This window comes from Shewanella waksmanii ATCC BAA-643 (assembly GCF_000518805.1).
Lineage (GTDB): Bacteria > Pseudomonadota > Gammaproteobacteria > Enterobacterales > Shewanellaceae > Shewanella > Shewanella waksmanii.
In genome coordinates this window covers 54,056-78,205 of the sequence record NZ_JAEH01000012.1, presented here as the reverse complement: position 1 = coordinate 78,205, position 24,150 = coordinate 54,056, and the positions used below count along the sequence as shown (strand labels likewise).

The following is a 24,150-nucleotide window of genomic DNA, read 5'->3' as shown; positions in this document are numbered from 1 at the left end:
AATAAAAACAATTAAGTTAATATGAAAATACTTCATTTACACACTAGTGATTTTTTACTGCCGGATGATGCATTTTTTGCAGCCTTTTCGTCATAGCGGCTTGAATAGCGCGTTTAATCTTGTCGCCAGTGCAATTAAAGGGGAAACCAATATTCTCAGCATGGGGATTTAATGGTGTCGGGACTTTAGCGATGCGATAACAGGTATCGCCAATCTTAACGATACGATTGGGATCCATCTCATTATCCAGTGTCAGTGCCGTGTCGTAGTAATCGATTTTGGGTAACTCAAGTACCAACATATCTGGGGTTAAGGCACTCATGGTCTTAGTTGCCGTATACTGCTCGGCCTGAGTCGCAACCAGTGTATCGAGGGCTTGATTGCGTTGCTGCGTGATATAACTTTGGGTAAAGCTGCTGACATTATGCTCAACAATATCATTGCTTACCGTAGCAGCCCTGTCTTGCTGAATGTCAAAAAGATACTGGTTCTTCGCTGGCGCAGTCGTTTGCATCCAGCTAGGTTGTGGCTCGTTAAGTGCCTCAGGCAAGCTTGGCGCTTCGACTATCACCTCTAGTGCTGGCGGCATAAGCACTTGGTCTGTTGCTTCTCTCTCTACGGCTGTGGTGGCTACAGATTGCGATGGTGACGGCTGCGCTTCTTCAACTGGCTGCTGACTTAAGTGAGTTTCTGTTTCTGTTTCTGGCAATTCTTCAGCTAAGCTTGTCGATTGCCACTGCGTTAATTGTGCTGCGGTGACGGTATAAGCATTAATTTTCGGCGCTGCTGGCGGCGTGATAGTCAATGGCAAACTAGAACTATGCCAAAGTAAGTGCAGCGCCATCACCAGTGCAATATGACAAGCAACAACTAAAACCACCGCCTTGATGGCATTATCACTAAAAATGCGATTGGTATGTTCATAGGTGTCTACACGACTGGCGATCAAGGCATCGCCCATCGATGTTATATTTGACGCAGTATGATCTGTAGCAGGATCGGCTACAGCTAGAGTTGATGAATTAAACTCTATTGACGACGTTATTTCATCATTGTCAGTTCCAGCGGAGAATCCGCCACCTAAATAAGCGGGCGAGCTGCTATCCTTGTGGTTATCCATCTATCCTTACGAACTCCATTCGTGCTTTGTTTTGTGACTGTCACTCTGCGCCCATAGTTATCACTGTTACTTATGGGTTTTATCGATGAGCCTTGCGCTAAAAATGGCGAGTTAATCACTCCTTAGCTAAAAGTGGTTGGGCTAAGCATGCTTGAGCGATATTAAAAATAACCGCTGCTCAGCAGTCAAATTTTGCCATTATCTCATTTAACCGTACAAGCTATAACAGCAATGTAATGATTGCAGGTTTAGAAGCTACTAATGCTAATTAGTTCAATTTATTGCTTTAAGCAGCAATTAATTTTCAGCGTACAAGTGTACACTTAATTGATGTATTCAGTCGCACTTGCTGTTACACTGGCCAATCAGACCTACTTTAGAGTAAATACTTAATGGCCGAGTCCAGCACAACACTTCCGCAAAATAGTGAACCTAAAGCTATTTTGCCATACAGCGCCAAGGAAGAGTTGGCCAATAGCATTAGTCATGGATTGGGCGTGTTATTCGGTATTGTCGGGCTGTGGATGTTACTCAGCAAAGGCTTACCACATCTAACAACCGGCCAACTGGTCGGTGTAAGCTTATATGGCTTTAGCTTTATTCTGCTGTTTTTATGCTCAACACTTTACCATAGTGCGACATCGGCAAAGTGGCGCCAGCGTTGGAAGCTCGCCGATCACTGCGCCATCTACCTGTTGATAGCAGGCACCTATACACCAATGATGATGATTGAGCTCGCTGACAGCCAAGCGACCACCATTCTTATTGCGATATGGGCGCTAGCGGTGGGTGGTATTATTTTCAAAACCAAATTTATTCATCGCTTTAAAAAGCTTAGCCTAGCGCTATATCTGTTAATGGGCTGGCTATGTGTCACTGTCATGGAAGAGCTCATCCAATCAATGACTCACCTTGGATTTAATTTGCTGTTGCTAGGTGGGATCTTCTATAGCCTTGGCGTGGTATTTTATGTGGCTAAACGCATTCCATTCAATCACGCTATTTGGCACCTATTTGTACTCGCGGGTGCGGTCAGCCACTTTCTCTGTATCTATTTAACCGTGATTTAGCCACCGTCATTTAGTGACTGTCATTTAGCAACCATAGTTAAATCACGCTTTGGTACGCTGGGTAGGCATCATAGCTAAGGCTTGCGTGAGTTGCTCAGCATCAGCGGTTCGTCCTGCATCGCTCATCAACTGAGCCACACATTCTACGGTACATAAACCGCCGGCAACCTGATTACGCCTCAGTGCATACTGAGAGTTCGCCACAGAGGTAAAATTCAGCCGTTTGATTTGATTCAAATAAGGACTTTGACGATACATCTTGCGTGCTTCTTGCCAAGTTGCATCAAGAATAATCACCTGTATTGACTGATTATTGCTGTAAAAATCAGAGGTAGAGTTAGTCACCTCAACCATAACTGTGTCATCGGCAGGAAACAGCAACCAAGTGTCAGGCTGCTTTGTTATATCCATCAACAAAGGGTCGGGTTCAACCCGAGACCAGACGATACGTCGGCAAGTATCTGGGTGCATTTCTAATGCCAATCGTCCGGTATTCGTCGGTCTATCCACTTCACGTTCGTGGGTAAGTAAGATGATTTGTAAACTCATTATTATTTGCTATCTAATATTCTCACACCACAGTATACCAATTAGTGAAAATCACGCGAGCTCAAATTTAATGGCCCTAACTGATCAGAAATATCCTCTAATCTACCCGCAATAATATGGCAAACCCCAGATTGTGTTTCAAACACCCCTGTTACCTTCAAAATTTTTGACACCAAATATGCCTGACGTTGTGCTTTTGCCGTGGCACTCCAAACAATCACATTGATATTACCGGTCTCATCTTCCAGAGTCACAAAGGTTACCCCTGAAGCAGTTCCCGGACGCTGGCGGCCGACCACTAATCCCGCAACACTCACCACTTGTCCATGGCGACAAGTTTCAATATCGACAGCACTGACACAGTGACCTAGCTTTGGCCTTAATAGTGCCATCGGATGAGTCCCAAGGGTTACCCCAGTATAATGATAATCACTTTTTAAGCTCTCCAGTACCGAAGGCTCAGCCAGTGTTACATCACTTTCATTTGGCTCGACATCATCAAATAACGGTAAGCTAGGTTGATAGGCAGAAAGCTGCCAACGGGCTTGGTGGCGATGACCACTTAGCTGTTTAAACGCATCGGCACTGGCAAGCAGTTCTAGCTCATGGCGATTGACCCCCAGCTGATACAAGTCATCTAAACAACTAAAGCCACCTTCGGGGCGCGCGGTAATCAGCGCTTGCATCGACTGTTGTTGGCAGCCTTTAATTAAACGAAACCCCAAACGAATAGCCGCTTTGCCTTGCCACTGCACCAACTCATGCTGCCACAAACTATGATTGGCACAAATGGGCAATACCACAACACCATGACGTTTCACATCTTGGATCAACTGTGAAGGGCTGTAAAATCCCATAGGTTGGCTATTGAGTAACGAGCAGCAAAATGCCGCAGGATAATGATATTTTAAATAAGCCGAAACGTATGCCAGCAAAGCAAAACTGGCAGAATGGGATTCAGGAAAGCCATATTCACCAAATCCTTTAATCTGCCGATAGATCTGCGCGGCAAAATCGGCGCTGTAGCCCCGCTCCGCCATCCCCTGTAGCAGCTTATTTTCAAACTGTTGCAGCTCACCAGAACGCTTCCAACTGGCCATTGCCCGCCTAAGCTGATCGGCTTCACCACCACTAAAGCCCGCGGCCACCATTGCCAGCTCAATCACCTGCTCTTGAAAAATAGGCACTCCCAGTGTGCGCGACAATACCGACTCAACTGCCGCACTCGGGTAAGAGACACTTTCAATGCCATCTCGCCGACGTAGATAAGGGTGAACCATATCGCCCTGAATTGGCCCTGGACGCACTATGGCTATCTGCACCACCAGGTCATAATAGTTCTGTGGTTTTAGCCTAGGTAGCATTGAGGTTTGCGCACGAGACTCAACCTGAAACACCCCAATACTGTCGCCTCGTTGCAGCATTTGATAAACCTCAGCTTGTTCCCATTGCACCTGCGCCATCGTAAATGGCTGCTGCTCATCGCCTAATAAGCTAAAACACTTGCGAATGGCTGTTAGCATACCTAAGGCCAGTACATCCACTTTCAGCAAGCCTAGCGACTCTAAATCATCCTTATCCCATTGGATCACGGTTCTGTCTTGCATGGCCGCATTTTCAATGGGCACCAGCTCAGATAACGGACCAGCTGAAATGATAAACCCACCAACATGTTGCGATAAATGCCGGGGGAAGCCGAGGATCTCTTCCACCAGCGGCAGTAAATACCGGCCAAGTCCCTGTGCGGGCACTTGCTGTTTTTGCTGCAATTGCTGTTGCCAAGACTCACTCGCATCACGGCGATCAACTTGTTTAACCATGCGATCTACGGTTTGATGATCTAGCCCCAGTGCTTTGCCCACATCCGCCATCGCACTTTTAAAACGATAGCTAATGATTGTTGCCGCCAACGCGGCGCGATCGCGGCCATATTTGCGGTAAATATACTGAATCACCTCTTCACGACGTTCATGTTCAAAATCAACATCAATATCTGGCGGTTCATTACGCTCTTTAGAGATAAAGCGCTCAAACAGCATGTTGATCTTTGTGGGATCAACTTCTGTTATTCCTAAGCAATAACACACCACAGAATTGGCGGCCGAGCCTCGTCCTTGGTGTAAAATGTGTTGCTGCTTAGCAAACTGAACTATGTCATAAATGGTCAGAAAGAAATATTCATACTGCATCTGCTTAATTAAGCTCAGCTCTTTGTGATATTGCTTTGCAACTGACTCTGGCACTCCTTGAGGAAATCGCTTTAAAGCGCCTTTTTTCACCTCTTGCTCTAAATAGTCACTGGCATTCATCTGCGTAGGGATCACCTCAGATGGATACTCATACTTAAGCTCATCAAGGCTAAAATCACAGGCATTGGCAATATTAATGCTGTTATCTAGCCAAGCTTGTGGATAGCGCCTAGCCAGTTCCTCTAGCGACTTAAAACTGCTCTCGGCATTGGCACTAAGCAAACTGCCTGCTTTTTCAAGTTCAGTGCCGTGACCAATACAAGTCAGAACATCAAGTAGCATACGCCGCTGTTTATGGTGCATACGCACACCACCTGCGGCAACGCACGCAACCTGTTGTTGCTCTGCCAACATTTGCCATACCTGCATACGCCAAGCTTCAGAGCCCAGTAACTGTCGCTCCATCAATATGTACAACCTATCGGAAAAAGCCCGCTTTAGCTGCTGCATCAGTTGCTGCAACTGTGCCTGATAATAAGCTTGGGCCTGCTGTTCAATCTGGCTTTGCACATTCTCCCTACTGCTTGGCTCACAGACATCGGCATCATTGGCCACCTGATAGCTCATCTGCAGCTGCTCAGGGCTTGCAGGTCGCCAGAGCAATATTGTTTCATCAAGGCGGGTCAACATATCTGAAAAACGCAGTTGATAACTGCCCTTTTCATCACGTCGGCGGGCTAAAGTGATCAGCTGGCTTATCTGCCCATATGCACGGCGATTAGGTGCCAGTAACACAAATACCCCTTGTGGCAGTTGAAACTCGGCACCAATAATCAATTTAATGCCGTGTTGCTTCGCCGCATCATGGGCTTTAACAACCCCAGATAATGAACACTCATCGGTTAATGCCAATGCTTGATAACCTAGCGCTGCCGCCTGTGCCACCAGCTCCTGAGGGTGAGAAGCACCACGTAAAAAGCTGTAATTAGATAAAGTATGAAGCTCGGCGTACATTTAACTAAACCAGCCCTGTAGAAACCAGTCTTGTCCGTCATAGAAAACCCAACAAAGCCCGCCATCAATATGCGCCGCAATGTAGTAATCTCTGTCATGTTGTGTCAGCCACCAAGGTGGACTAATACGTTCTGGCCCTTTTAAGCGGGTAAATTCGTGCAGAGCAAGCGGTTGTGGCTGCTTGAGTAAAAAGCTCGGCCGAAACAAGCCTAAGGTGTCATAGGAGGCAGTACGCTCTGCAGCGAGTCTGTCATAAGCAATTCCTGCGGTTTTATGGCTCAAGTCACTTAAAGCCAAACGAGATCCACATTGTCCCCACTGTGTTAACGGCTTGACTTGGCAACTCTGCTCAGGGAGATGATGACTGGCCATCGCCAACCCTTTAACACAATGCTCACCTAACCTTGCCTCTAAAGTTGCAAATAGTTGGCGGATCTCAGCACTTACTCCCCGCTGCTGCCACCAGCAGTCTTCATCTAAGTGCTGTTCAACAAAACTAGACACATCGAGTTGTAGCGCAACCACCGGAGAGTATAAAGTCTGACGCTCAAGTTGCAGACGGCACAATGCCAGTAAGCTGTCACAGCGATGCTCCGCAAACGGGTAATGAATCAACAACGACAAAGGCGGCAACTCATTATCGCGATACGCTAAAGTGAGCTGCAAACGCAAAATAGCTAACTGCCGCTGCAATAGATAATCACTGAGTTGACTCAGCATCCGGCTTAAGGGAAACAACACCCCTTCAATATGCTCAACATCATACATTAAGCTCATTTTTTGCTGGTAAGTCTCTGCCGGTGTGTAGAAGCATTGCGGAACCTCGATACGCCCCTGCAATTGAGTGAGCAAACTCAGCAGCGACTCACCAAAGCGCCGCCCTAACTCAGCCCGTGGCAAGGCCATTAATGCCGCAATGGTATTAAGACCCATTTGCTGGCAACGTTGAATAACACTTGGCTCTACCGGCAGCGTCGATATTGCTAATGCTTTAAGCTGACTCAAAGCCGCTTTAGTTTCATAGACGCGCTGCACAGCAGTGCTTCCCTGTGCTGATATTAACTCTGACTCACTGGTTAATTGCGGTCGATGTACCGCCAATAACTGTGCCATAAGTGGATGCTCAGCTAACACCATCTGCCAGCGAAAACCATAACCACTGGCTTGAGTGGCATACTGATGAAGTAAATTGTCCAGCCCTGAAAACACCTGCTGCATCGAGCCCACTTCTAGCAGTAATACATCCATCACTTGGGTGCTATCGCCCCGGCATTGTGATTGTATCGCACACGATGGAATAACCACTCGTGCACTGTAGCTATAGCTCCACTTAGCCAGCCAATCGGTGTACTGTTCAGTTAAATTTGATTGGTACTCAATCAAGACTAGTTCTGCGCATAAGGCTTGAGCTGTCGCCACGCTCAAACCCACAGTGACAGCTTTATCTGCTCCCTCAACCGCCAAAATGGTCAATTGCTGTGGGTCATAAAAAGCCACAGGCCGCGCCGCACTAATATCGTGACATAAGCGCTGATACTGCAATACACCGCTAGGAAAATAGATCGCCAGCCAAATCATGATGACCAAGGCCCCTGAATAATATCGCTACTCACTGAATGCTCAGGTTTTGAAGGCGATTTTTGCCAATCGCTGTAAGCTAAGTATCGCGGCAACAGTGAAAGCTCAAAACCCGCAATTGGCCAACCACCACGGCGCTTCACAATCGTCAGCTCTGTAGCGGCATTATCGACGGTTTTGTTATAGTCACGGTGTAATTGAATTCGTAACTGCACAGGGTGCGATTGGGATGCTAAATGGCTAGGCAAATAACAAAAGCACAAGCTATGACCCTTTTCGCATGCTAGCTGTAAACGCCGAGACTCAGTGACTGACAGTGTAGACAGCCAAATTAAGGCTAACTGGCACACGCCACTGGCTAATGCTTGTTCTAACGCCCACAGTTGTTCTTTGCGATCAATACAGTCCACCCATACGATCCGCTCAACATCAATATTGTGCTGGGCCAAGCCTGCGGCAAAGGGAATAAACGGAGGTGCAACAAGTGCTACCGCCCCATTACGCTGCTTGTCAGCCGTGCCACTTAAAGGAATGTGCTGCGCAATCAACGGCAGCAACAACGTCAATTCGCCAATACCAACTTGATCGCTCAAGAGTTCACAAACGCCAGAGCTTGGCCAACCTTGACCCGCTAATACTTCATCTAAGCTGGTATAACCACTGCTTAAGCAGTCAGATTGCTGCTGCCATTGCTGGCCACGCCAAAGATCTTCTCGGCTCAATAAACTGTCCAACGCAGTTGCTTGTTGATGCTCATCAACCTGAGATATCGGTTCTGCTTTCATGACATTCTCACACTATACTGTACATATATACAGTATAATGTGAAATTTGCAGATCTCAACCACAATAACGCTAAGATCCCATAGCGATCCTAAGTATAAAAAGTTAACATTAATGAGAATCGTTTTTATTTGGTATGGGTATGTCAGCGTCATTCAACAAGCTGTTTTCACATTTGCAGATCCGAGTATTTAGTTTTTTTGCTGTCTCTTTACTGGCAATATTATTAATCGCAACCGGCATTGAGAGTTTAATTCTCAGCCGCTTACTGACACTATCTCCAGCAACTCAGCAGCAGCTCCATACGCTGGCTGAACAAGCTAACCAATATATTCAGCGTAAAGACATTGCCGGGTTAGCCCAATGGGAAAGCGAGCAAGCTTTTACGCTCTATACCTTAGACCCACAAAACCAAGCCATTAGCCAGCGCGCAATGCACCCACACTTTGTTTTTAAATTGCAGTTTTCAAGACAGATCCAACAACCTATGGGCGACAGAGTCCGTAAGCCACTCATTGCTTTACCTCTCGCTGACACCTTAGATGACCAGCAGCCATTGAGTTTAGTGGTCCAACTTAATGCCGACCTGCACCCAGCCCAACAACTCAATACCGCGCTGTGGACCATTCGCACTATTGTTGGCATTACCGTGTTGCTGCTGTTTAGTTACCTACTAAGCCGCTACCTTATTACCCCGCTTCAACACCTCAAACGGGGAACTGAAGCGCTGGCACAAGGTAAGCTCGACACCCGTATTGCCAACCACTTTTCAACTAAGGAGCCTGAGTTTTATCATCTGGCCGCTGAGTTTGATCATATGGCTGAACAACTGCAACAAGGCATGCAGAACCAAAAACGACTATTAAGAGATGTGTCCCATGAGCTACGTACCCCACTGGCAAGACAAGAGCTCGCGCTGCATTTACTCGAAGGACAATTAGATGAGCGCCATCAAAGCGCCATTGCCCGTTTGCGCGCAGAAGGCGCACAAATGTCGAGCTTAATTAATACCATTCTAGACTTTAGCCGCTTAAACAACGCTTATATTCAACTAAACTGCAGCCAATTTGATGTGGGTGCCCTGCAAGCGCAGATTCAGCAAGACTGTCAATTTGAAGCCAAAGAAGAGCAACAGATCCATTGGCATAACCATGATCCCCTAACGCTGTTTACCGACCGTCAGCATCTCTGCAGAGCCATTGAAAACATTGTGCGTAATGCCCTTAAATATGCGGGTGAACATTGCGAAATTCATATTGAAACACAGTTAGTCGCACAGCAATTACAGATAACCATTGCCGATAATGGCCCAGGCATTCCAGCAGAAGAGCTGACCAACCTGTTTAATCCTTTTACCCGGTTAGATGAAGCCAGACACTCAAGCCAAGGTGGCTTTGGGTTAGGACTGGCCATTGTGAAGCAATGTATGAAACTGTTAGCTGGCGAGGTGGTTGCAAGTAACCACCCGCAGGGGGGGCTGGTATTAACTTTGACGTTACCGGTGAATCACCCTAACGCCGAACAAGAGCCGAAGAAAACCTCGGCTCAGCTTAGTGCGCCGCTGGTTAGTTAAGCAAACTTCTTCACTTTTCTCAGGGCAATTTGCTGTTTCATCTTAGATAGGTGCTCAATAAACACTTTGCCCTGCAGATGATCCATCTCGTGCTGCAACACTATTGCGAGAAAGTCATCAGACTCCACTTCTATAGGCTGACCGTCACGATCAAGACCTTTAACTTTGACATACTCAAAGCGAGACACTTTAGCGCGATAACCCGGAATAGATAAGCAACCTTCTTCACCAACAAACTCACCTCGCCCTTCTACTAACTCTGGGTTAACCAATACTAGCGGTTGATTGCGCTCACTGGACAGGTCAATCACTAACACTGCATCGGTACTGCCAACCTGGGTAGCAGCAAGACCAATACCATCGTCGGTGTGATACATGGTTTCCAATAAATCATCAATAAAACCACCAATCGCAGCGACACCGCTAACAGCAACGGCTTTACGTTTAAGGCGTTCATCTGGAATGGTCAAAATATCAAGTACGGCCATGGTAAATCATCTTTTAAAAAATTTGCGCCATTATGACGAATGTCACACTAAAGGCAAGCTTAACCTGTTAAGCCGATACCTGCATCGCCTTGTATTTATCAGAAATAGTCAGTAGCATGAACCAATTGTATAAAATATACGGACTGTATTATGTCATCTTCTGCACGTACCCCCTTACCGCGCACATTTTATGTTGCCAATACCATGGAGATATTTGAGCGACTGGCCTGGTATGGCTTTTTTACCTTATCTTCGCTTTACATGACCTCACCCGCCAATCAGGGCGGACTTGGCTTTAATGAGCAAGAGCGTGGCTTACTGCAAGGTATGATTCCATTCTTTCTCTACCTTTTTCCTGTACTCACTGGCGCCTTAGCTGACCGTTATGGCTATCGAAAAATGTTCATCATCGCCTATGCCATTATGTGTCCAAGTTACTATTTGCTGGGTCAGGTCAGCAGTTTTTCCGGCTTCTTTTTCGCTTTTATGGGGGTCGCTGTGGGGGCCGCCTGCTTTAAACCGGTAGTTACAGGTACCATTGCCAGAGCCACCGACAGTAGTAACCGTGGCCTTGGCTTTGGCATTTTCTACATGATGGTCAATATCGGCGGTTTCCTCGGGCCATTTATTGCCGGTTACGTACGAGCAATTAGCTGGGACTGGGTATTTATCATGTCATCTTTCTGGATAGCGCTAAACTTTATTCCGGCGTTGTTCTTCTATGAAGAACCCACAGATCAAGCGCAGCAAAAAGGTCGTCCTTTAAAACAAGTTATGCAGGATATTCAAGAAGTACTGGGTAATGCCCGTTTTGCGCTAATTTTTTTTGGCAGCTTGATCATCCTAATGGCCTACGGCGCTAAATGGCTCGATGGCCAAACCACCGCCATGCTGTATATCGTTTGGTTTGCCGGCCATTATTTATGGAACATCAGTGCTAGCAAACAACCCAATGCAGCTTGGTATCGCCAAAAAATTCGCGTCGGCAATAAACCCTTTGTCACCTACTTGCTTATCTTATCTGGCTTTTGGATGGTGTATCAGCAAATCTTTATTACCTTACCAATTTTTATCAGAGACTTTGTTGATACCTCAGATTTGGTGATTGCCCTAGCCAGTTACCCAGACTTGCAAACCTTTTTGGCCCCAGTTGATCAACTGCACTTACAAACCGAGTTAGTGCGGCTAGCAGCAGAGTTCAGCCAAGCTAACATCAATGTCGAACAAGCCTATTTTGAATTAGTACACAGTAAAGTGATGGTGCCTCAAGCTGAAATTACCCAAGCGCTCGCTGCCATAGCGACTGACACAGACAGCGCCTCATCAGTTGCTGCTAATTGGGCACAGCAATATAGACAGGTTAACCCAGAGTACCTCATCGGTCTCAACTTCCTGTCTATTGTGTTACTACAAATACTTGTCAGCCGCACTATTGAGAAATACCAAGCCTTACCTATTTTGGTTGCTGGAACCCTCATTCTGGCAATGGGTACCGCCCTTGGCGGACTGGCTACTGGTATGCTCATGGGTGGCGCGATGGTACTGACCTCTATTTTAGTGTTCTCTTTGGGTGAAATGGTGGCATCGCCGAAAAGCCAAGAGTACGTTGCCAGTTTTGCCCCTAGCGATAAAAAAGCCATGTTTATGGGCTACTACTTTGTCTCATCAGCCATTGGCTTTTTGTTGGCAGGCCCGCTATCTGGCTATCTATATAGTGAAGTCGCTAAGGCAGCGCAGCGGCCTGATCTTATGTGGTACATCATTGGCGCCTTTGGCGGCTTAACCGCATTAGGTTTAGTCCTGTTTCATCGTTTCGGCGTGATGGATAGCATCACTGAAAACAGTCACGCCCAAACCGTGTCATAGTTCCCTTAGGCTTGGGTCCGCTTAGACTGACACCCAACAATATCCACTCATCCCGCAACAGCAGACCCTCAGGTCTGCTGTTTTTTATTGCTTAATCCGCCCCGCCACTTACCCTTACATCACAACAAGTTCACAGCAGTGAAACAGCCACATCACATAGGACAGTTATCACTGGTATCGCTTTGCAGTTATCAGTAATATCGAACACAATTGATAAATTGAGGCAAGTAATGGACAAACCAAGCCTTTCTAATGCTGAGCGAATTTGGCAAGTGGTGGCGTTAATACCCCACGGAAAAATCTCCTCATACGGCGTTATTGCAGATCTCGCCGGTTTACCAGGCAGAGCTCGCTATGTATCACGCGCGCTCAAACTCGCCAGTGATGAGTTAAACTTACCTTGGCACCGCGTATTAAACAGCCAAGGTAAAATTGCCTTCAACAAAGAAACTGAGGCTTTTGCAGAGCAGATGATGTTATTGCGTTTAGAAGGTATTGATGTCAAAAACGGCCGAGTAGCGAAAGCTCAATATATGTGGCAGCCAGATATGGCAACTTTAGTCATGCAACTGGCTTTTTAATTTCATCCGATCAGGAGTTAGTATTGTCGTTAAAAAATAAACTCATCGCCTTAAGTAGCTTGTTAACCCTATCGGTTAGCTTTGCATCGTTCGCTGCTTACAGCCCATTGACGCCACACACTGCCGAATACCAAGTTAACTATGGCAGTATTGAATTGGGCAAGGCTCGCTATATTCTCAACGCCCCACAAGACAATCTCTATCATTACCGTTTTGACAGCGATGTGAGCTTATTACTGCTGTCTGATAGACGCACGGTCACCAGTGACTTTTCGCTGCAAGATAACCAACTGCATCCGCTGCGTTACATTCATCGTCGCAGTGGCACAGGCTCAGACTTTCAAGAGCAAGCTGCCTTTGCCAAAGGTCAACAAGCGGTGCACAGTCGCTACAAAGATGAGCGTGCCAAGCTGCCTTATACCGAAACACTGTACGACCCATTAATGGTGCAACTGCAATTTAGAATGGAGATGGCTGAAGGTAAGCAGCACCTTAACTTTAAAATGGTCAAAGAAGGTGAAATTGATGAGTACGATTTTAATGTTGTCTCAAAAGAGCGTCTCAACATTGAAAGTGGTAGCTATGAAACCGTAAAAATAGAAGTGGTGCGTAACAGTAAAAAACGCCAAACATTCTTCTGGATGGCACCCGAACTGGGTTATTTGCCGGTGCGCCTCACTCACTTCGAGCGCGGCAGCAAGCAGCTGGACATAAAACTGCTCAACTACAAGTTTGATAAGGGACCAATGGCCGGCATTGCCGAAAGCGCAGCCCAGCCCGCAGATGCCGAAGCCGCACAGGCCCTCATGGAAGAAGTTGAAGAGGATTTAACCAAAGATTTAGGCCAAGGCTTATCGGAAAATAACCCTTAACTCCCAATAACTAACATCAATCGCTTGGTCGCACTGCACTTCAACATTGCAGTGATAGCCAGTTAACGGCTCAAGCGATTAAGCCAATTTATTTCTAGCACATACGGAAACGCCCAAAGTTATTAGCTTTGGGCGTTTCTACTAGCAAACTGAATTACGACAAACCGAGCACTATCTTGTCATATGAAGAATTGGAAAAGGTTTTCCCATATCATCAAGTGGCGAACGTGAAACGACGTTGAACCCCATATGCTCATAAAAGCCTACCGCTTGTGGGTTTTGCTCATTTACGTCAACCTTGGTTGCACCTAATTGTGCTATTGCGTATTGCAACAATACTTTACCAACACCTTGCCCCCTTGCCTCATTTAAGATGAACAACATTTCAATTTTTGAGTCGTGGACACCCACAAAACCTAAAATTGAACCATTGCCATTTTTTACACACCTTAATGTGACAGCAGGAAAAGCCTGCTCAATGATAATCGGTTTAAAAAACGCGATATCTTCTTCTGTTATGAAGTCATGAGTTGCTCGCACTGAATTTTCCCAAACACTCAACATTTCTGCATAATATTCAGGAAGCACATTTTCTACAATCATTGTATTCTCTCTGAGTTTGATTGAAATGTTTGACTGAATTGATGTGCAGCCGCGAGGGCGCTATTTTAGCTGTTTCAACTCAGGCCTATCTACACTTGCCCTTACAAAGTGAGACGTAAAAACAGCCCGCTTTTTTGGGGCTTGATATCGCTCAAACTACATCATAATAGCCGGCCGATAGTATGCCAGAACTTTCCAATCCAACTCCTAGGCTAGTCACTCCCCCATCTTTACGCCAAGTTAAGTGAAAGCTAGTACCATTGCTCACTATTTCTAAATCAAGTTTAGCCAATACTGTTCCACTTTCATCGAAGTACTCAATTAGATAGTTACCCTCAAAGTGAGTGTTGGAATCACCAATCGCCAAACCGGTTCCTTGGCCGTAATCAGCATGTACCCAAACGGCTTTGAGTTCATTGGGCTTATCTCCTTTACAATACTGAACATGTCCTATATTTGGCATTATACTGTCCCAATCTAATGTGTTTTCTGCTTTGATTAATATGCGCCACTATACTGCTCGTTTGCTTTAGCGGCTTCGAGCTCCAAAGGTGCTTTGTCGTAGCCATACTTTGCCATATCAGAGAAGTGTTGAGTTGTCACAGCGGCAAAACTTGATCTTTCAACTTGTAGCACATGCACCAGCTCGTGGGCGAGCTTTGGTCTATCTAATTGGTAACCTTTTCTGCTATAGATAGAATAGCCAAAAACTTGAGCATTATTAACGATTCCTTCGCCGACAAAACCAAGCGCTTCACCTAGTACTTTTAAAGCAAAATTTTCGTAAGGAAAAGGTACTTCATCAACATAAACAATTCTTACTTTTTCTGGGAACTTAATACCAATTTCGCTGGCTAACAATAACTGTTTTTCATCCAATGGCGCGCCAATATATTCCGCTTGCGCATCGATATCATGGGCCCAGGAGATATACTGAGGTAGCAGTACATGAGTAATTATTTTTTCATATGAGAGGACTAACATGAGCATGACAACCGCAATTGTTAACAATAACAATTTGAGTGTTTTCATAGTTTTTGACTTCCTTTTCTAAAACGAGCGGTAACGACATTACGGCAAAACAATGAAACAAATAAACATAACTCCCTAATGACGGGAAAATATAGGTGGCTACAACTAAGTGATGAAGTAGTCAAAACCAACTGCATTAAGCCATTGTTTATATTGTTGTTAGACTACTACACTCTCACTATGGGTGTGCCGCAGCCCCACCAAATTCATTTGCTAAATAGTTAATAATTTCCACTGGATCAGTGATCGTCTTATTATTTTCAAGTATCAGCACAGGAAGCCATTGGTTTTCTTCACCCAATATATCCACTACTTCTTTTCTTGGTTTTGGAAACTCTATACGGCTAACTTCCACGCTATCCTCCCAATGCGTGTTTACTGACAATGCACCCTCAATAAGTGCACAATGTGAGCATATCCACATTTTTCCGGGACCATCTTCAAATGGCATTTTTAAGATAAATAATTTTGGTTTCATCAATTACTACTCTAAGTTGATATGAACAAATTGCCAGAAAGCCTAACGCGCAGTAACGGGCTAAGTAATGGTTGGCTAAAAATGTGTAGTGTACCTAAACCAAGCAAACAGCTAGCAGTCTGCTTTTAAATTTTTGTTTTTTATTATGACGCTACACTATATCAAAGTTTCAGTTCGTCAGTCTCAGCTGTCTATCATTACCCTCCTTATATTATTCGTTCGTGTTATTCAAACGACGATCGACTTCGCTGCATGCTATCAACACCAAGCGCGATTTCTTTTAGTTCGAAGGTTAAGGTACGTATTGAGAATCTGCGTACGTTAGCCAGAATAATCACTGTAAGTTGATCGTCGGTATAACGATGTAAGTTTGATGAAAAGCCATCCATAGAACCGCCATGACGAGTCAATTTCCCTAAATTGTTATGCTCACGACTACGTTGATATTCTCGGATTCTAAAGCCATAGCCATAATACCCCAGCGCTTTGTTTTCCCCCTTAAACATCAGGTCAATGCTCTGTTGCGACAAGAAGCCAGGTGTATAGAGAGCTTGCTCCCACTTGAGTAAATCTTCCACAGTCGAGTAGATATCGCCTGAGCCAAGCGCATAAGAAACAATATTTTCATCTCTATTGATGCCAAACACACTTTTTCGATAACCATTAGCACGATTCTTGGGAGGGTTAGCGATACGCTCAACACCAGAATGCTGCATCTCAAGTGGCGCGAAAACTAATGTATGCATCGCCTCTGCGTAGCTCTTACCGGTGACATTTTCAATAATGAGTGCAATAAGATGATAATTTAAGTTACCGTATTCGTACTGTGTTCCTGGCTTAAATGATTGCTCTGATGTGTTGATAATACCGAGAATTTCACTTGAGGTGACATCTTTTTCTTCAAAGCTTGCAAGGTGCTCTAAATGCCGTGTTAATCCAGATTGATGCTTGAGTAAGAGATGTAAAGTCAGTCCGCTTGCCAGTTTACTATCAAGCTTTGGAATATAAGTGGCAATAGGCGCATGTAAATCAAGTTTGTTTTGTTCCACCAAGCGCATTACAGCAACTGCGGTGAATGACTTAGTCATCGAGCCAATAAGGAACTGATGCTGCGTTGTATTTGGTATTTCATTTTCAATATCTGCATAGCCATAAGCTTGCTTAAAAAGCACCTTACCTTGTTGAGCAAGCAGCACTGCACCTTGAAACTTCTCATCTTCAACATAGTGCTGAATATGCTGGTTTAGCTTATCAGCAACTGGTGCGGTTGTTCCGTACGCAAAGGGGGGGAATAAGAGCATTAACGCAATACTTGTAACAAACACTTTAATCATAGCTTTTCTCTTTTGAGTCCATTCAATTCATTGCGGTAAAGCAATGAAGTAAGATAAAAACATAACGAATGATATGGACTCCCCTTACCAAATGGCCACTATGTGCCATATTGAAAGTGCGAACATTCAATCAAGGAGAGTCCATATGTCCTTAATTAAAGCAATTGGCATCGATTTAGCCAAATTAGTTTTTAGCATTCATGGTGTTGATGAATACGGTAAAACCAAACTAAAGAAAATAGTTAAAAGAAACAAGCTCTTAGCTAAAATTGCCTCAATACCTCCTTGTATTATCGGCATGGAAGCTTGCTCAGGTGCACACTATTGGGCAAGGGAGTTTACTAAACATGGCCACGATGTCCGTATCATGGCTTCTAAGTTCGTTATTCCCTATCGCCAAAGTGAAAAAAACGATGCCAATGATGCTGAAGCTATATGTGAAGCCGTGACCAGACCTAAAACACGCTTTGTCAGTATTAAAAGCGAAGAACAACAAGCCGTTTTATGCCTGCATCGCATCAGACAAGGTCAAATCAAAGACCGTACAGCCATGATTAATCGGCTTCGAGGCCTATTATCTGAATTCGGGATCATTATGCCTAAAGGTCGTTATCCTGCCCAAAAGCATATTGTTGAAATTCTTGAAGATGCTAGCAATGTTTTGCCTGATTTAGCCCGCGAACTGCTTCATGATTTATGGCTTAGCATAAAACAACAAAACCAAGACATATTAAAGTCTGACCGAAAGCTTTATGCCCTTGCTAACCAGATGAAAGACGCCAAACGATTAATGACCATACCAGGTATTGGCGAAGTCACCGCAACAGCTGTGGTCGCGACAGTCAATGATGCTAAACATTTTGCAACTAGTCGCCAATTTGCAGCTTGGATAGGCTTGGTACCTAAGCAGTATTCAACAGGCGGTAAGCCTACATTAGGAAGAATAAGTAAACGCGGTGAGAAGCATATCCGCACCTCATTAATACATGGTGCCCGCGCTGTCATCGCTAACTGTACAAACAAAATGGACCGCACAAGCTTATGGGTAAAAGCCCTTATCGAGCGTCGAGGTTTTAAGCGAGCAGTAATAGCACTAGCCGCAAAAAATGCACGATTAATCTGGTCTTTATTACAATCGGGACAAGAGTATCAAGTTAACTATGTAAAAACGTAAAAAGGATTAGCCTAAACGGTTAACCCCACCGAGTCGACGCACTAGCAATTGACGATAACACGGTCAGACCGAGAGTAATTGAATCTGGTTAGTTGGGAAGTACATCTTGCTTGAAAGAGTCAGTAATACTGTTTAACGAATGAGACCTTTGCTCAAGCGCAAATCATCAGGGCGATAGCCAAAAGCTGTTTAGGCAGCAAGCTAATCAAACGCCGAATGTAGAGCTGCTGTCAGATCCACTGTTGTTGTGGGATTACTATTGCTTGACAAAGGGGAGTCCATGTAGCCCCGCTAAAGGGCAGAATGAGTAGGCTGGACTGGCGCGAAATGTTGCCCCGCCAGCGGCTTGTTATGTTTCATTTTTTCTACGCCGCGCGCTCATTAATGTTCCCAAATGGAAAAGCAATAGGCCAAATAGTATGAACGCATATTGCTCTATTAGCTCAACTATTTGGCCAGCCGTTTTATAACCATCCAAACCAATTAAACCTGCACCTCTAATTGTCCGAGTTACCATTTCTTTGGTCAATGGTACCTCGCTCTCTTCCACCGACTGAATTAAATCAGAAATAAATTTTTGTGAATGCTGCTCGGATTCGTCTAATAACAGAATATCGTTACTAATATATCTAGGAATAAAAATAGCAGAAACTGAATAAAAAACTAAAAGTAAGTAACTCAAAAATACGAGTTTATTCTTCATCTTTCCTCCATGAAACATAACGCCGCATTAAGGTGTGAGCAGCGCTTGGCTATACTTGAGCGAAGCGAAAATGCCAAGCGTTGCGAATCACTCTTAAATGCTTTGTTATGTTCGTTTTTCAATCAACCACTGAACCAGCCCTGTAGTCAGGACCAGACGTGCTAATGATTTACCACCGAGAACATGTATATGCTTTTCCGCAAAAGACAATGTTTCTAAGTCATCACTAGAGGTGTGATAAATAAAGAAAAACTCATCATAGTTCTCGTAGTTTTCAAACTTTCGGAGATAACATTCTAATTCAGTTTTAGAGGTAGAAGATTTTACCTGAGCAAAAGCACGCCTAGTTGTTGTTGGAGAAAACAGGTCTAAATCAATATCCTTTTCCGTTTTGCCCAATACTGAATAACGATGCCAACCTGATTTAGTAAAAACTAAATCAATTAGCAATTCAAAGTCATACCACCACAAGCCTTTGATTAATTGCTCAATACTATGAAGTAATTCATCTACTCTGTGTTCTGCTCTTTGAACCTCGGGATTTGGTAGCCCGATGATTTTTCGGTGCAAATATTCTTGCATTGCAACAGTACATATCGTTCCGCGATATCCTTGCACTTTAGAAACTCGACCATCAAGGTTATCAATCGTGAGCTCCTTACCATTTGCATCCAGACACGACCAATTGCCTATTACCTTGCGCACCCGACTAAGATCATCACTATGCTCTTCTACTTGCGAATATGCTTTACACCAGTACATTTTACGTTGATAAAACGTAATCCATATGTCGTTTTCGCTCGCCTCATAAAAGCTTCGAATTTGATTGATATCATTGGAGGCAACACGCTCTTTGCCACCACGTACTTTTAACCAATGGTCCCTAACAATACCCCATTGACCATTAAGTGACTCTAGATGAAATGGACTTGTATAACCAAGCCTGAGAGTTCCGTCTTCAATACAACTAGCTTCCCATTCGCCACCCTCACCTAACTTTATGAAACGAATATTACTATCCATAAACCCAAATCTTCCTTTTAGAACATAACGCCGCGCTAAGCGGCGAGTAATTGTTGGCTAAAATGTGGAGCGAAGCGGAACCGAGCCAGCAATTACGAATCCGCCTTTAGCGCCTTGTATGGATAATAAACCCACCTGATTTACAAATACTTCCCTGTTTCGGGTAATGTGAGACCCAGGCTTTAGCTGCAACTAAAGCTTTCCTTGTCGTAGTTCGATTGAGCGATGGCTCCTCTATTGAGAGACCGATAACAAGAAAGAACGCGACAAAGGACTCCAAGCAAAACACTCGAATAGTCTACTGGGTCTCGAACCCGCATTTGCAAGCAAGAGTTAGCTTATTATGAATTCAAAAACTTATCAAAACATTAGCGTAGGTGTCGATACTGGCAAATTTCAACTCGACATCTATATTCGGCCACTCGATATCTTTTTTACCGTTAATAACGATGAACAAGGTATTAAAGATGCGGTAAAAAGGATTAAACAATACTCACCAAAACGCATCGTTATTGAAGCGACAGGTCGACTAGAAATGCCATTTATCATCGCCTGCTCTGAAGCCTGTCTACCATTCGTTATCGCCAACCCCATACACATAAAACGTTTCGCTGGCGCAATTGGTCAACGTGCAAAAACCGACAAGTTAGATGCTCAACTTATCGCTCATTATGGCGATGCAATTAAACCTAAACTATCTACGTTAAAGCCCAACATAATGCAGGCCATGAGCGATTTAGTGTCAAGACGCAACCAAATATTGGCAATGCAAACGATGGAGAAAAACCGACTTCAAATTCTGCCGAAAGAACTAGCAATGACTATCAAACCCATCTTAACGGCCTTTAAAAATCAGATAGAAAAAATTGAAGTTAAAATCATTAAACTCATTGAGTCATGCCCTGATTATCAGGCCAAAAACGTCATTCTACAAAGCATGAAAGGGATAGGTAAAATAGCGGCGGCTTCAATCATAAGTAATCTTCCTGAACTCGGTTATATCAATAACAAAGAAGCAAGCTCACTGGTGGGTGTTGCGCCAATGAATAAGGAAAGTGGTCGCTTCAAAGGCCAAAGAAAAATTCAGGGAGGAAGACATTAAGTCAGAACCGTTTTATACATGGCGATGATGTCTGCGATTCAGTCTAACCCTGTTTTCAAAGAAACTTATCAGCGACTTGTCGCTGCTGGAAAACCAAAGAAAGTGGCGATAATTGCCTGTATCAGGAAAATGGTTGTCACGTTAAATTCGATGCTAAGAGATGGTGTAATGTGGGAAGCGCCAAAAGCTCAAAATTAGCTATTGACGCCATAGTCTCTTGTTATGCATATTTTGCACATGAGATTGGCGCCATAAATACAACAAAACAGAAATTATGAATCCAACAAATATATATAAAAGGTTTTGTAATGTGTTGTATTGATCTTTGAGAGATGCAATTTGCCCATTCAATACCTTAAATTCTGCTTCTTGTTTCAATTGTACTCTTTCAAGTTTCACAGCTTTCTCTGGGGTTTGAAGCATTAAATCTTTTAGTTTAGTCAATTCAGTATCGGTAACGGCTAAACGCTCACTTAATTTTGACGCAACTAATTCTTTGCGTTGCTCATCCGACAGGTTTGTAAGAACAGTGAATTGCTTTTGAATTTCAGTTTGAGACGCTTTTAAATTAACATTTTCTAATTTAATAATAGCTATTTGGTCATTTTGCTCATGAATACGATCAGATAGCTTTTTATTGAGGATTAAAAGCTGGAATAGAGCCCAACCTATAAAGCCGATAATAAGAAACCCAAATACAGCTTTAGCTATTTCATCAATTATTGACATTTACACTCCATTTTTTAATACGCATAACGCTTCAATAACCGGTGCAGCTTTGCTGCGTCCGGCGCCTAAGGCGCGTAGTTGATTGATTTGTTATGTTTTAGATCGCAGGCAGTTCATTATTATCATCTTTTTTATCAGAGGATTCGATCGATACCCCCATGTCAGCTTCAGACGGAGGAGCTGCTACCGCCGGGTCGTCTTCAAGCTGCTTAAATGCGGAAATAATTTGCTCGATACCACTACCTAAACTATTCAGCTCAAAGTTCGCCCCCCAGACTTCAGCTTTTCCTCCACTGATAATGACTGCTGCTACCAATGCAACAATCGTTCCCCTAGTGAAAATAGAAAGGGGGCTATTGTATGAAATGCCTACTATTTCATAATTGGATATGTTTTTAGACACTTGACATACATCTGATTGATCACCCTCCCTCAAAAAGTCTTTGATTTCTTTAATATATAAATTCGGATTAATAACGAATTCTCTTTCACTTACTCCATTAAGGATTTCAGCGGATGCTCTGTATACGGAACCGAATAAGAGTAAAAATTTGGATAGCTGATCAGGATCAATTGAATTATCTTCCTGACTAAAAACAACCTCTATTCTCTTTTTCATATCAATCTCAAATCATTTAGGAAACATAACATTTTATTAGTGCGCATGCGCGTTTACCACATTGGACCAGTGAAAACGCGCACAGTTAACTATCTGTATACAATGAACTTATCAGCATTTTGTTAAATATACTATCTGAAAAAACGCGCATGCACACTTTGCTTGCCTATTATCTCGGTAATTCAAGGTTGCACACTTTCATATTGCTGAATTTACGCAACTTATTTCCCCGTGCAATAGCAAACCGTGAATAGCTCTGCCATGCATGACGCTATTTTTTGAAAACACGATAATATTTTGTATACATACAGCCTTTTATCAGCTGTGAATATGAAACAGACAAGCCCAGTTTTAGAATCGATACAGCAAGACATTCGCATACGTGGTTACAGCCTACGTACTGAAAAAGCGTACTTATACTGGGTCAGGCGATACATACTCTTCCTAAAAAAAGCACATCCAGAAAACCTTGGTTCTGTCGATGTAAAAAATTTTCTGAATTGGTAAGCTAATAGCCAAAACGTGGCAGTGATTACGCAGAAAGTTGCACTGAATTCACTAGCGAAAGTTAGCCAGCCATTATTTATCCAAATCCCTTCTGGTGATGTGACTGGTTAAATACTAGCTTACATAAAACCAAATTCACTCTCGTTTCCAGACAGTTTTCGCCGCCAAGAGTATATAGTTCAAGCATATCTGATAAACCATTTACAACCTCTAGACAAGCACTTAAACCATGCTCTAGTTCTGGAATACTAACCAACCTCGAGAGTAATAGCCTCTTAAAATTTGGATAACCCTAAACTGGATTTTAAATCTGATCAAAATGCCGAAAGCTGCCTGTTTCAGAATATTCACTTTTAGAAACGACTAGCATTTTGATGCATTGACCTAACTCTGTAAATTTAACCACGATTTATTCTAATATTGATTTCTGTAAATTTGTTAGATTGTTCAGATAAATATTTATCGCCCAATTAATGGGGAAAAGGTGTTTGGCTAGAATTTTGATCGCAGCGACAAAAACCAGACAGTATTTGTTATCTTAAATTGCTTGTTATCTGCTTAGAACTTAACTGAATAAACCGAACCTTCACAGCTTAAATATTTATCGCAGCCTCTATAGTATTGCCCAGTTTTACAGCGTCCGTAAACTATACCGTTACCACCAAGCTTTTGTGCTTTATCTTTTAAAATACGTTGAAGACTACTTTTAGGTGGTAACTTACCAAGTTTTTCATTTTGACAAAAATCAGTTTCAACTTCCCCAAGATAACTTGTTTCGTACCTAAAAATCTCGTTAGCACCATAAGCTTGGTGCACTACTGCTACGAATTTCTGTTCCAGCGTTAGACTTTAGCGAACCATCCAAGTTTGTATTTATGGTGCATGACGCTAAAAGCAATATTGAAATTAGTAAAAATACCTTTTTAAACATCTACAACTCCTTTTGATTAAGCTTGTTACCGCGAATTCCTCGGAACATCCAAACCGGAAATCACCTGAATCGTCATTCACGCTTCGTTTAATTTAATAATATTAGCAACTTAACAGGGTGAGATCGCTACCGCAATCCCCCTTTAGTCTGGATAATAACGACACTTTACTTATTTACTTATCCGTCTTTCTCGTTATGGAAAAAACGACATACCATCAAGACACTGATTATT

The 24,150-nt window shown here is 43.5% G+C and carries 23 protein-coding genes and 1 pseudogene; 8 read left to right on the top strand and 16 right to left on the bottom strand.

All coding sequences use genetic code 11. The features are described 5' to 3' along the window. Positions 1–43 precede the first annotated feature (43 nt). Positions 44–1,120, bottom strand: coding sequence for a hypothetical protein (locus L865_RS24505; protein WP_028772713.1), 1,077 nt, complete (start codon positions 1,118–1,120; stop codon positions 44–46). Between the two features lie 392 nt (positions 1,121–1,512). On the opposite strand from L865_RS24505, the gene trhA reads away from it, so the two are divergent. Continuing rightward, a complete protein-coding gene (gene trhA, locus L865_RS0107785; RefSeq protein ID WP_028772712.1) occupies positions 1,513–2,190 on the top strand; it encodes a PAQR family membrane homeostasis protein TrhA in 678 nt (225 codons plus the stop codon). A gap of 42 nt (positions 2,191–2,232) precedes the next feature. Here trhA and L865_RS23375 read toward each other — a convergent pair whose 3' ends face one another. Genes L865_RS23375 through imuA form a run of 4 tightly spaced genes read right to left on the bottom strand, consistent with a single transcriptional unit; the run spans position 2,233 to position 8,305 of the window. Then, a complete protein-coding gene (locus tag L865_RS23375) occupies positions 2,233–2,739 on the bottom strand; it encodes a tRNA-uridine aminocarboxypropyltransferase (protein WP_037470756.1) in 507 nt (168 codons plus the stop codon). A 41-nt stretch (positions 2,740–2,780) separates the two neighbouring features. Further along, on the bottom strand, positions 2,781–5,942 hold the full coding sequence (locus L865_RS0107775; RefSeq protein ID WP_028772711.1) for an error-prone DNA polymerase: 3,162 nt from the start codon (positions 5,940–5,942) through the stop codon (positions 2,781–2,783). Then, positions 5,943–7,520 carry a Y-family DNA polymerase gene (locus L865_RS0107770; RefSeq protein ID WP_028772710.1) on the bottom strand — a complete coding sequence of 526 codons (1,578 nt, stop codon included), beginning with the start codon at positions 7,518–7,520 and terminating at the stop codon, positions 5,943–5,945. Beyond that, on the bottom strand, positions 7,517–8,305 hold the full coding sequence (gene imuA / locus L865_RS23370; protein WP_051484510.1) for a translesion DNA synthesis-associated protein ImuA: 789 nt from the start codon (positions 8,303–8,305) through the stop codon (positions 7,517–7,519). Before imuA ends, L865_RS0107770 begins: the two co-directional genes overlap by 4 nt. 140 nt (positions 8,306–8,445) lie before the next feature. Between imuA and L865_RS23365 the strand changes: the two genes are divergently transcribed. Next, on the top strand, positions 8,446–9,876 hold the full coding sequence (locus tag L865_RS23365) for a sensor histidine kinase (RefSeq protein ID WP_084632496.1): 1,431 nt from the start codon (positions 8,446–8,448) through the stop codon (positions 9,874–9,876). Here the strand turns inward: L865_RS23365 and def are convergent. Further along, entirely contained in the window at positions 9,873–10,364 is a 492-nt protein-coding gene (gene def, locus L865_RS0107755; protein WP_028772709.1) for a peptide deformylase, read from the bottom strand. The genes L865_RS23365 and def overlap by 4 nt on opposite strands. A 150-nt stretch (positions 10,365–10,514) precedes the next feature. Between def and L865_RS0107750 the strand changes: the two genes are divergently transcribed. The 3 genes from L865_RS0107750 to L865_RS0107740 all read left to right on the top strand — a co-directional run bounded on the left by L865_RS0107750 (position 10,515) and on the right by L865_RS0107740 (position 13,683). Then, positions 10,515–12,230 (top strand): MFS transporter, encoded by a 1,716-nt coding sequence (locus L865_RS0107750; RefSeq protein WP_028772708.1) that lies wholly within the window; start codon positions 10,515–10,517, stop codon positions 12,228–12,230. A gap of 230 nt (positions 12,231–12,460) precedes the next feature. Beyond that, positions 12,461–12,811, top strand: a complete 351-nt coding sequence (locus L865_RS0107745; RefSeq protein ID WP_028772707.1) for an MGMT family protein — start codon at positions 12,461–12,463, stop codon at positions 12,809–12,811. Positions 12,812–12,834: 23 nt separating this feature from the next. Then, a complete protein-coding gene (locus tag L865_RS0107740) occupies positions 12,835–13,683 on the top strand; it encodes a DUF3108 domain-containing protein (protein WP_028772706.1) in 849 nt (282 codons plus the stop codon). Between the two features lie 171 nt (positions 13,684–13,854). Here L865_RS0107740 and L865_RS0107735 read toward each other — a convergent pair whose 3' ends face one another. From L865_RS0107735 to L865_RS0107715, 5 genes are all read right to left on the bottom strand, one after another. Beyond that, positions 13,855–14,286 carry a GNAT family N-acetyltransferase gene (locus L865_RS0107735; protein WP_028772705.1) on the bottom strand — a complete coding sequence of 144 codons (432 nt, stop codon included), beginning with the start codon at positions 14,284–14,286 and terminating at the stop codon, positions 13,855–13,857. A 151-nt stretch (positions 14,287–14,437) separates the two neighbouring features. Then, on the bottom strand, positions 14,438–14,749 hold the full coding sequence (locus L865_RS0107730) for a hypothetical protein (protein ID WP_028772704.1): 312 nt from the start codon (positions 14,747–14,749) through the stop codon (positions 14,438–14,440). A 35-nt stretch (positions 14,750–14,784) separates the two neighbouring features. Beyond that, entirely contained in the window at positions 14,785–15,318 is a 534-nt protein-coding gene (locus L865_RS0107725) for a hypothetical protein (protein WP_028772703.1), read from the bottom strand. Positions 15,319–15,496: 178 nt separating this feature from the next. After that, a complete protein-coding gene (locus L865_RS23360; protein WP_037470754.1) occupies positions 15,497–15,796 on the bottom strand; it encodes a DUF3088 family protein in 300 nt (99 codons plus the stop codon). A gap of 224 nt (positions 15,797–16,020) precedes the next feature. Beyond that, positions 16,021–17,130: a serine hydrolase domain-containing protein gene (locus L865_RS0107715; protein WP_028772702.1), complete on the bottom strand. Its 1,110-nt coding sequence runs from the start codon at positions 17,128–17,130 to the stop codon at positions 16,021–16,023. Between the two features lie 145 nt (positions 17,131–17,275). Here L865_RS0107715 and L865_RS0107710 point away from each other — a divergent pair, with 145 nt between their 5' ends. Then, on the top strand, positions 17,276–18,304 hold the full coding sequence (locus L865_RS0107710) for an IS110 family RNA-guided transposase (RefSeq protein WP_028772701.1): 1,029 nt from the start codon (positions 17,276–17,278) through the stop codon (positions 18,302–18,304). A gap of 349 nt (positions 18,305–18,653) precedes the next feature. On the opposite strand, the gene L865_RS25450 is transcribed toward L865_RS0107710, so the two are convergent. Together L865_RS25450 and L865_RS0107700 are read right to left on the bottom strand one after the other, a co-directional pair. Then, positions 18,654–19,007 (bottom strand): hypothetical protein, encoded by a 354-nt coding sequence (locus L865_RS25450; RefSeq protein WP_028772700.1) that lies wholly within the window; start codon positions 19,005–19,007, stop codon positions 18,654–18,656. Between the two features lie 105 nt (positions 19,008–19,112). Continuing rightward, positions 19,113–20,030: a leucyl-tRNA synthetase gene (locus L865_RS0107700; protein ID WP_028772699.1), complete on the bottom strand. Its 918-nt coding sequence runs from the start codon at positions 20,028–20,030 to the stop codon at positions 19,113–19,115. A gap of 343 nt (positions 20,031–20,373) precedes the next feature. On the opposite strand from L865_RS0107700, the pseudogene L865_RS23355 reads away from it, so the two are divergent. Further along, positions 20,374–21,330: pseudogene (locus L865_RS23355) on the top strand (IS110 family RNA-guided transposase). Here L865_RS23355 and L865_RS0107690 read toward each other — a convergent pair. Beyond that, positions 21,331–21,861, bottom strand: coding sequence for a hypothetical protein (locus L865_RS0107690; protein ID WP_028772698.1), 531 nt, complete (start codon positions 21,859–21,861; stop codon positions 21,331–21,333). It lies immediately after the preceding pseudogene. 97 nt (positions 21,862–21,958) lie between these two features. After that, positions 21,959–22,480, bottom strand: a complete 522-nt coding sequence (locus L865_RS0107685; RefSeq protein ID WP_028772697.1) for a hypothetical protein — start codon at positions 22,478–22,480, stop codon at positions 21,959–21,961. Positions 22,481–22,810: 330 nt separating this feature from the next. Here L865_RS0107685 and L865_RS26120 point away from each other — a divergent pair, with 330 nt between their 5' ends. Then, a complete protein-coding gene (locus L865_RS26120; protein WP_084632490.1) occupies positions 22,811–22,987 on the top strand; it encodes a phage integrase N-terminal SAM-like domain-containing protein in 177 nt (58 codons plus the stop codon). Between the two features lie 558 nt (positions 22,988–23,545). Here L865_RS26120 and L865_RS0107680 read toward each other — a convergent pair. Continuing rightward, entirely contained in the window at positions 23,546–23,803 is a 258-nt protein-coding gene (locus L865_RS0107680) for a hypothetical protein (RefSeq protein WP_028772696.1), read from the bottom strand. Positions 23,804–24,150 lie beyond the last annotated feature (347 nt).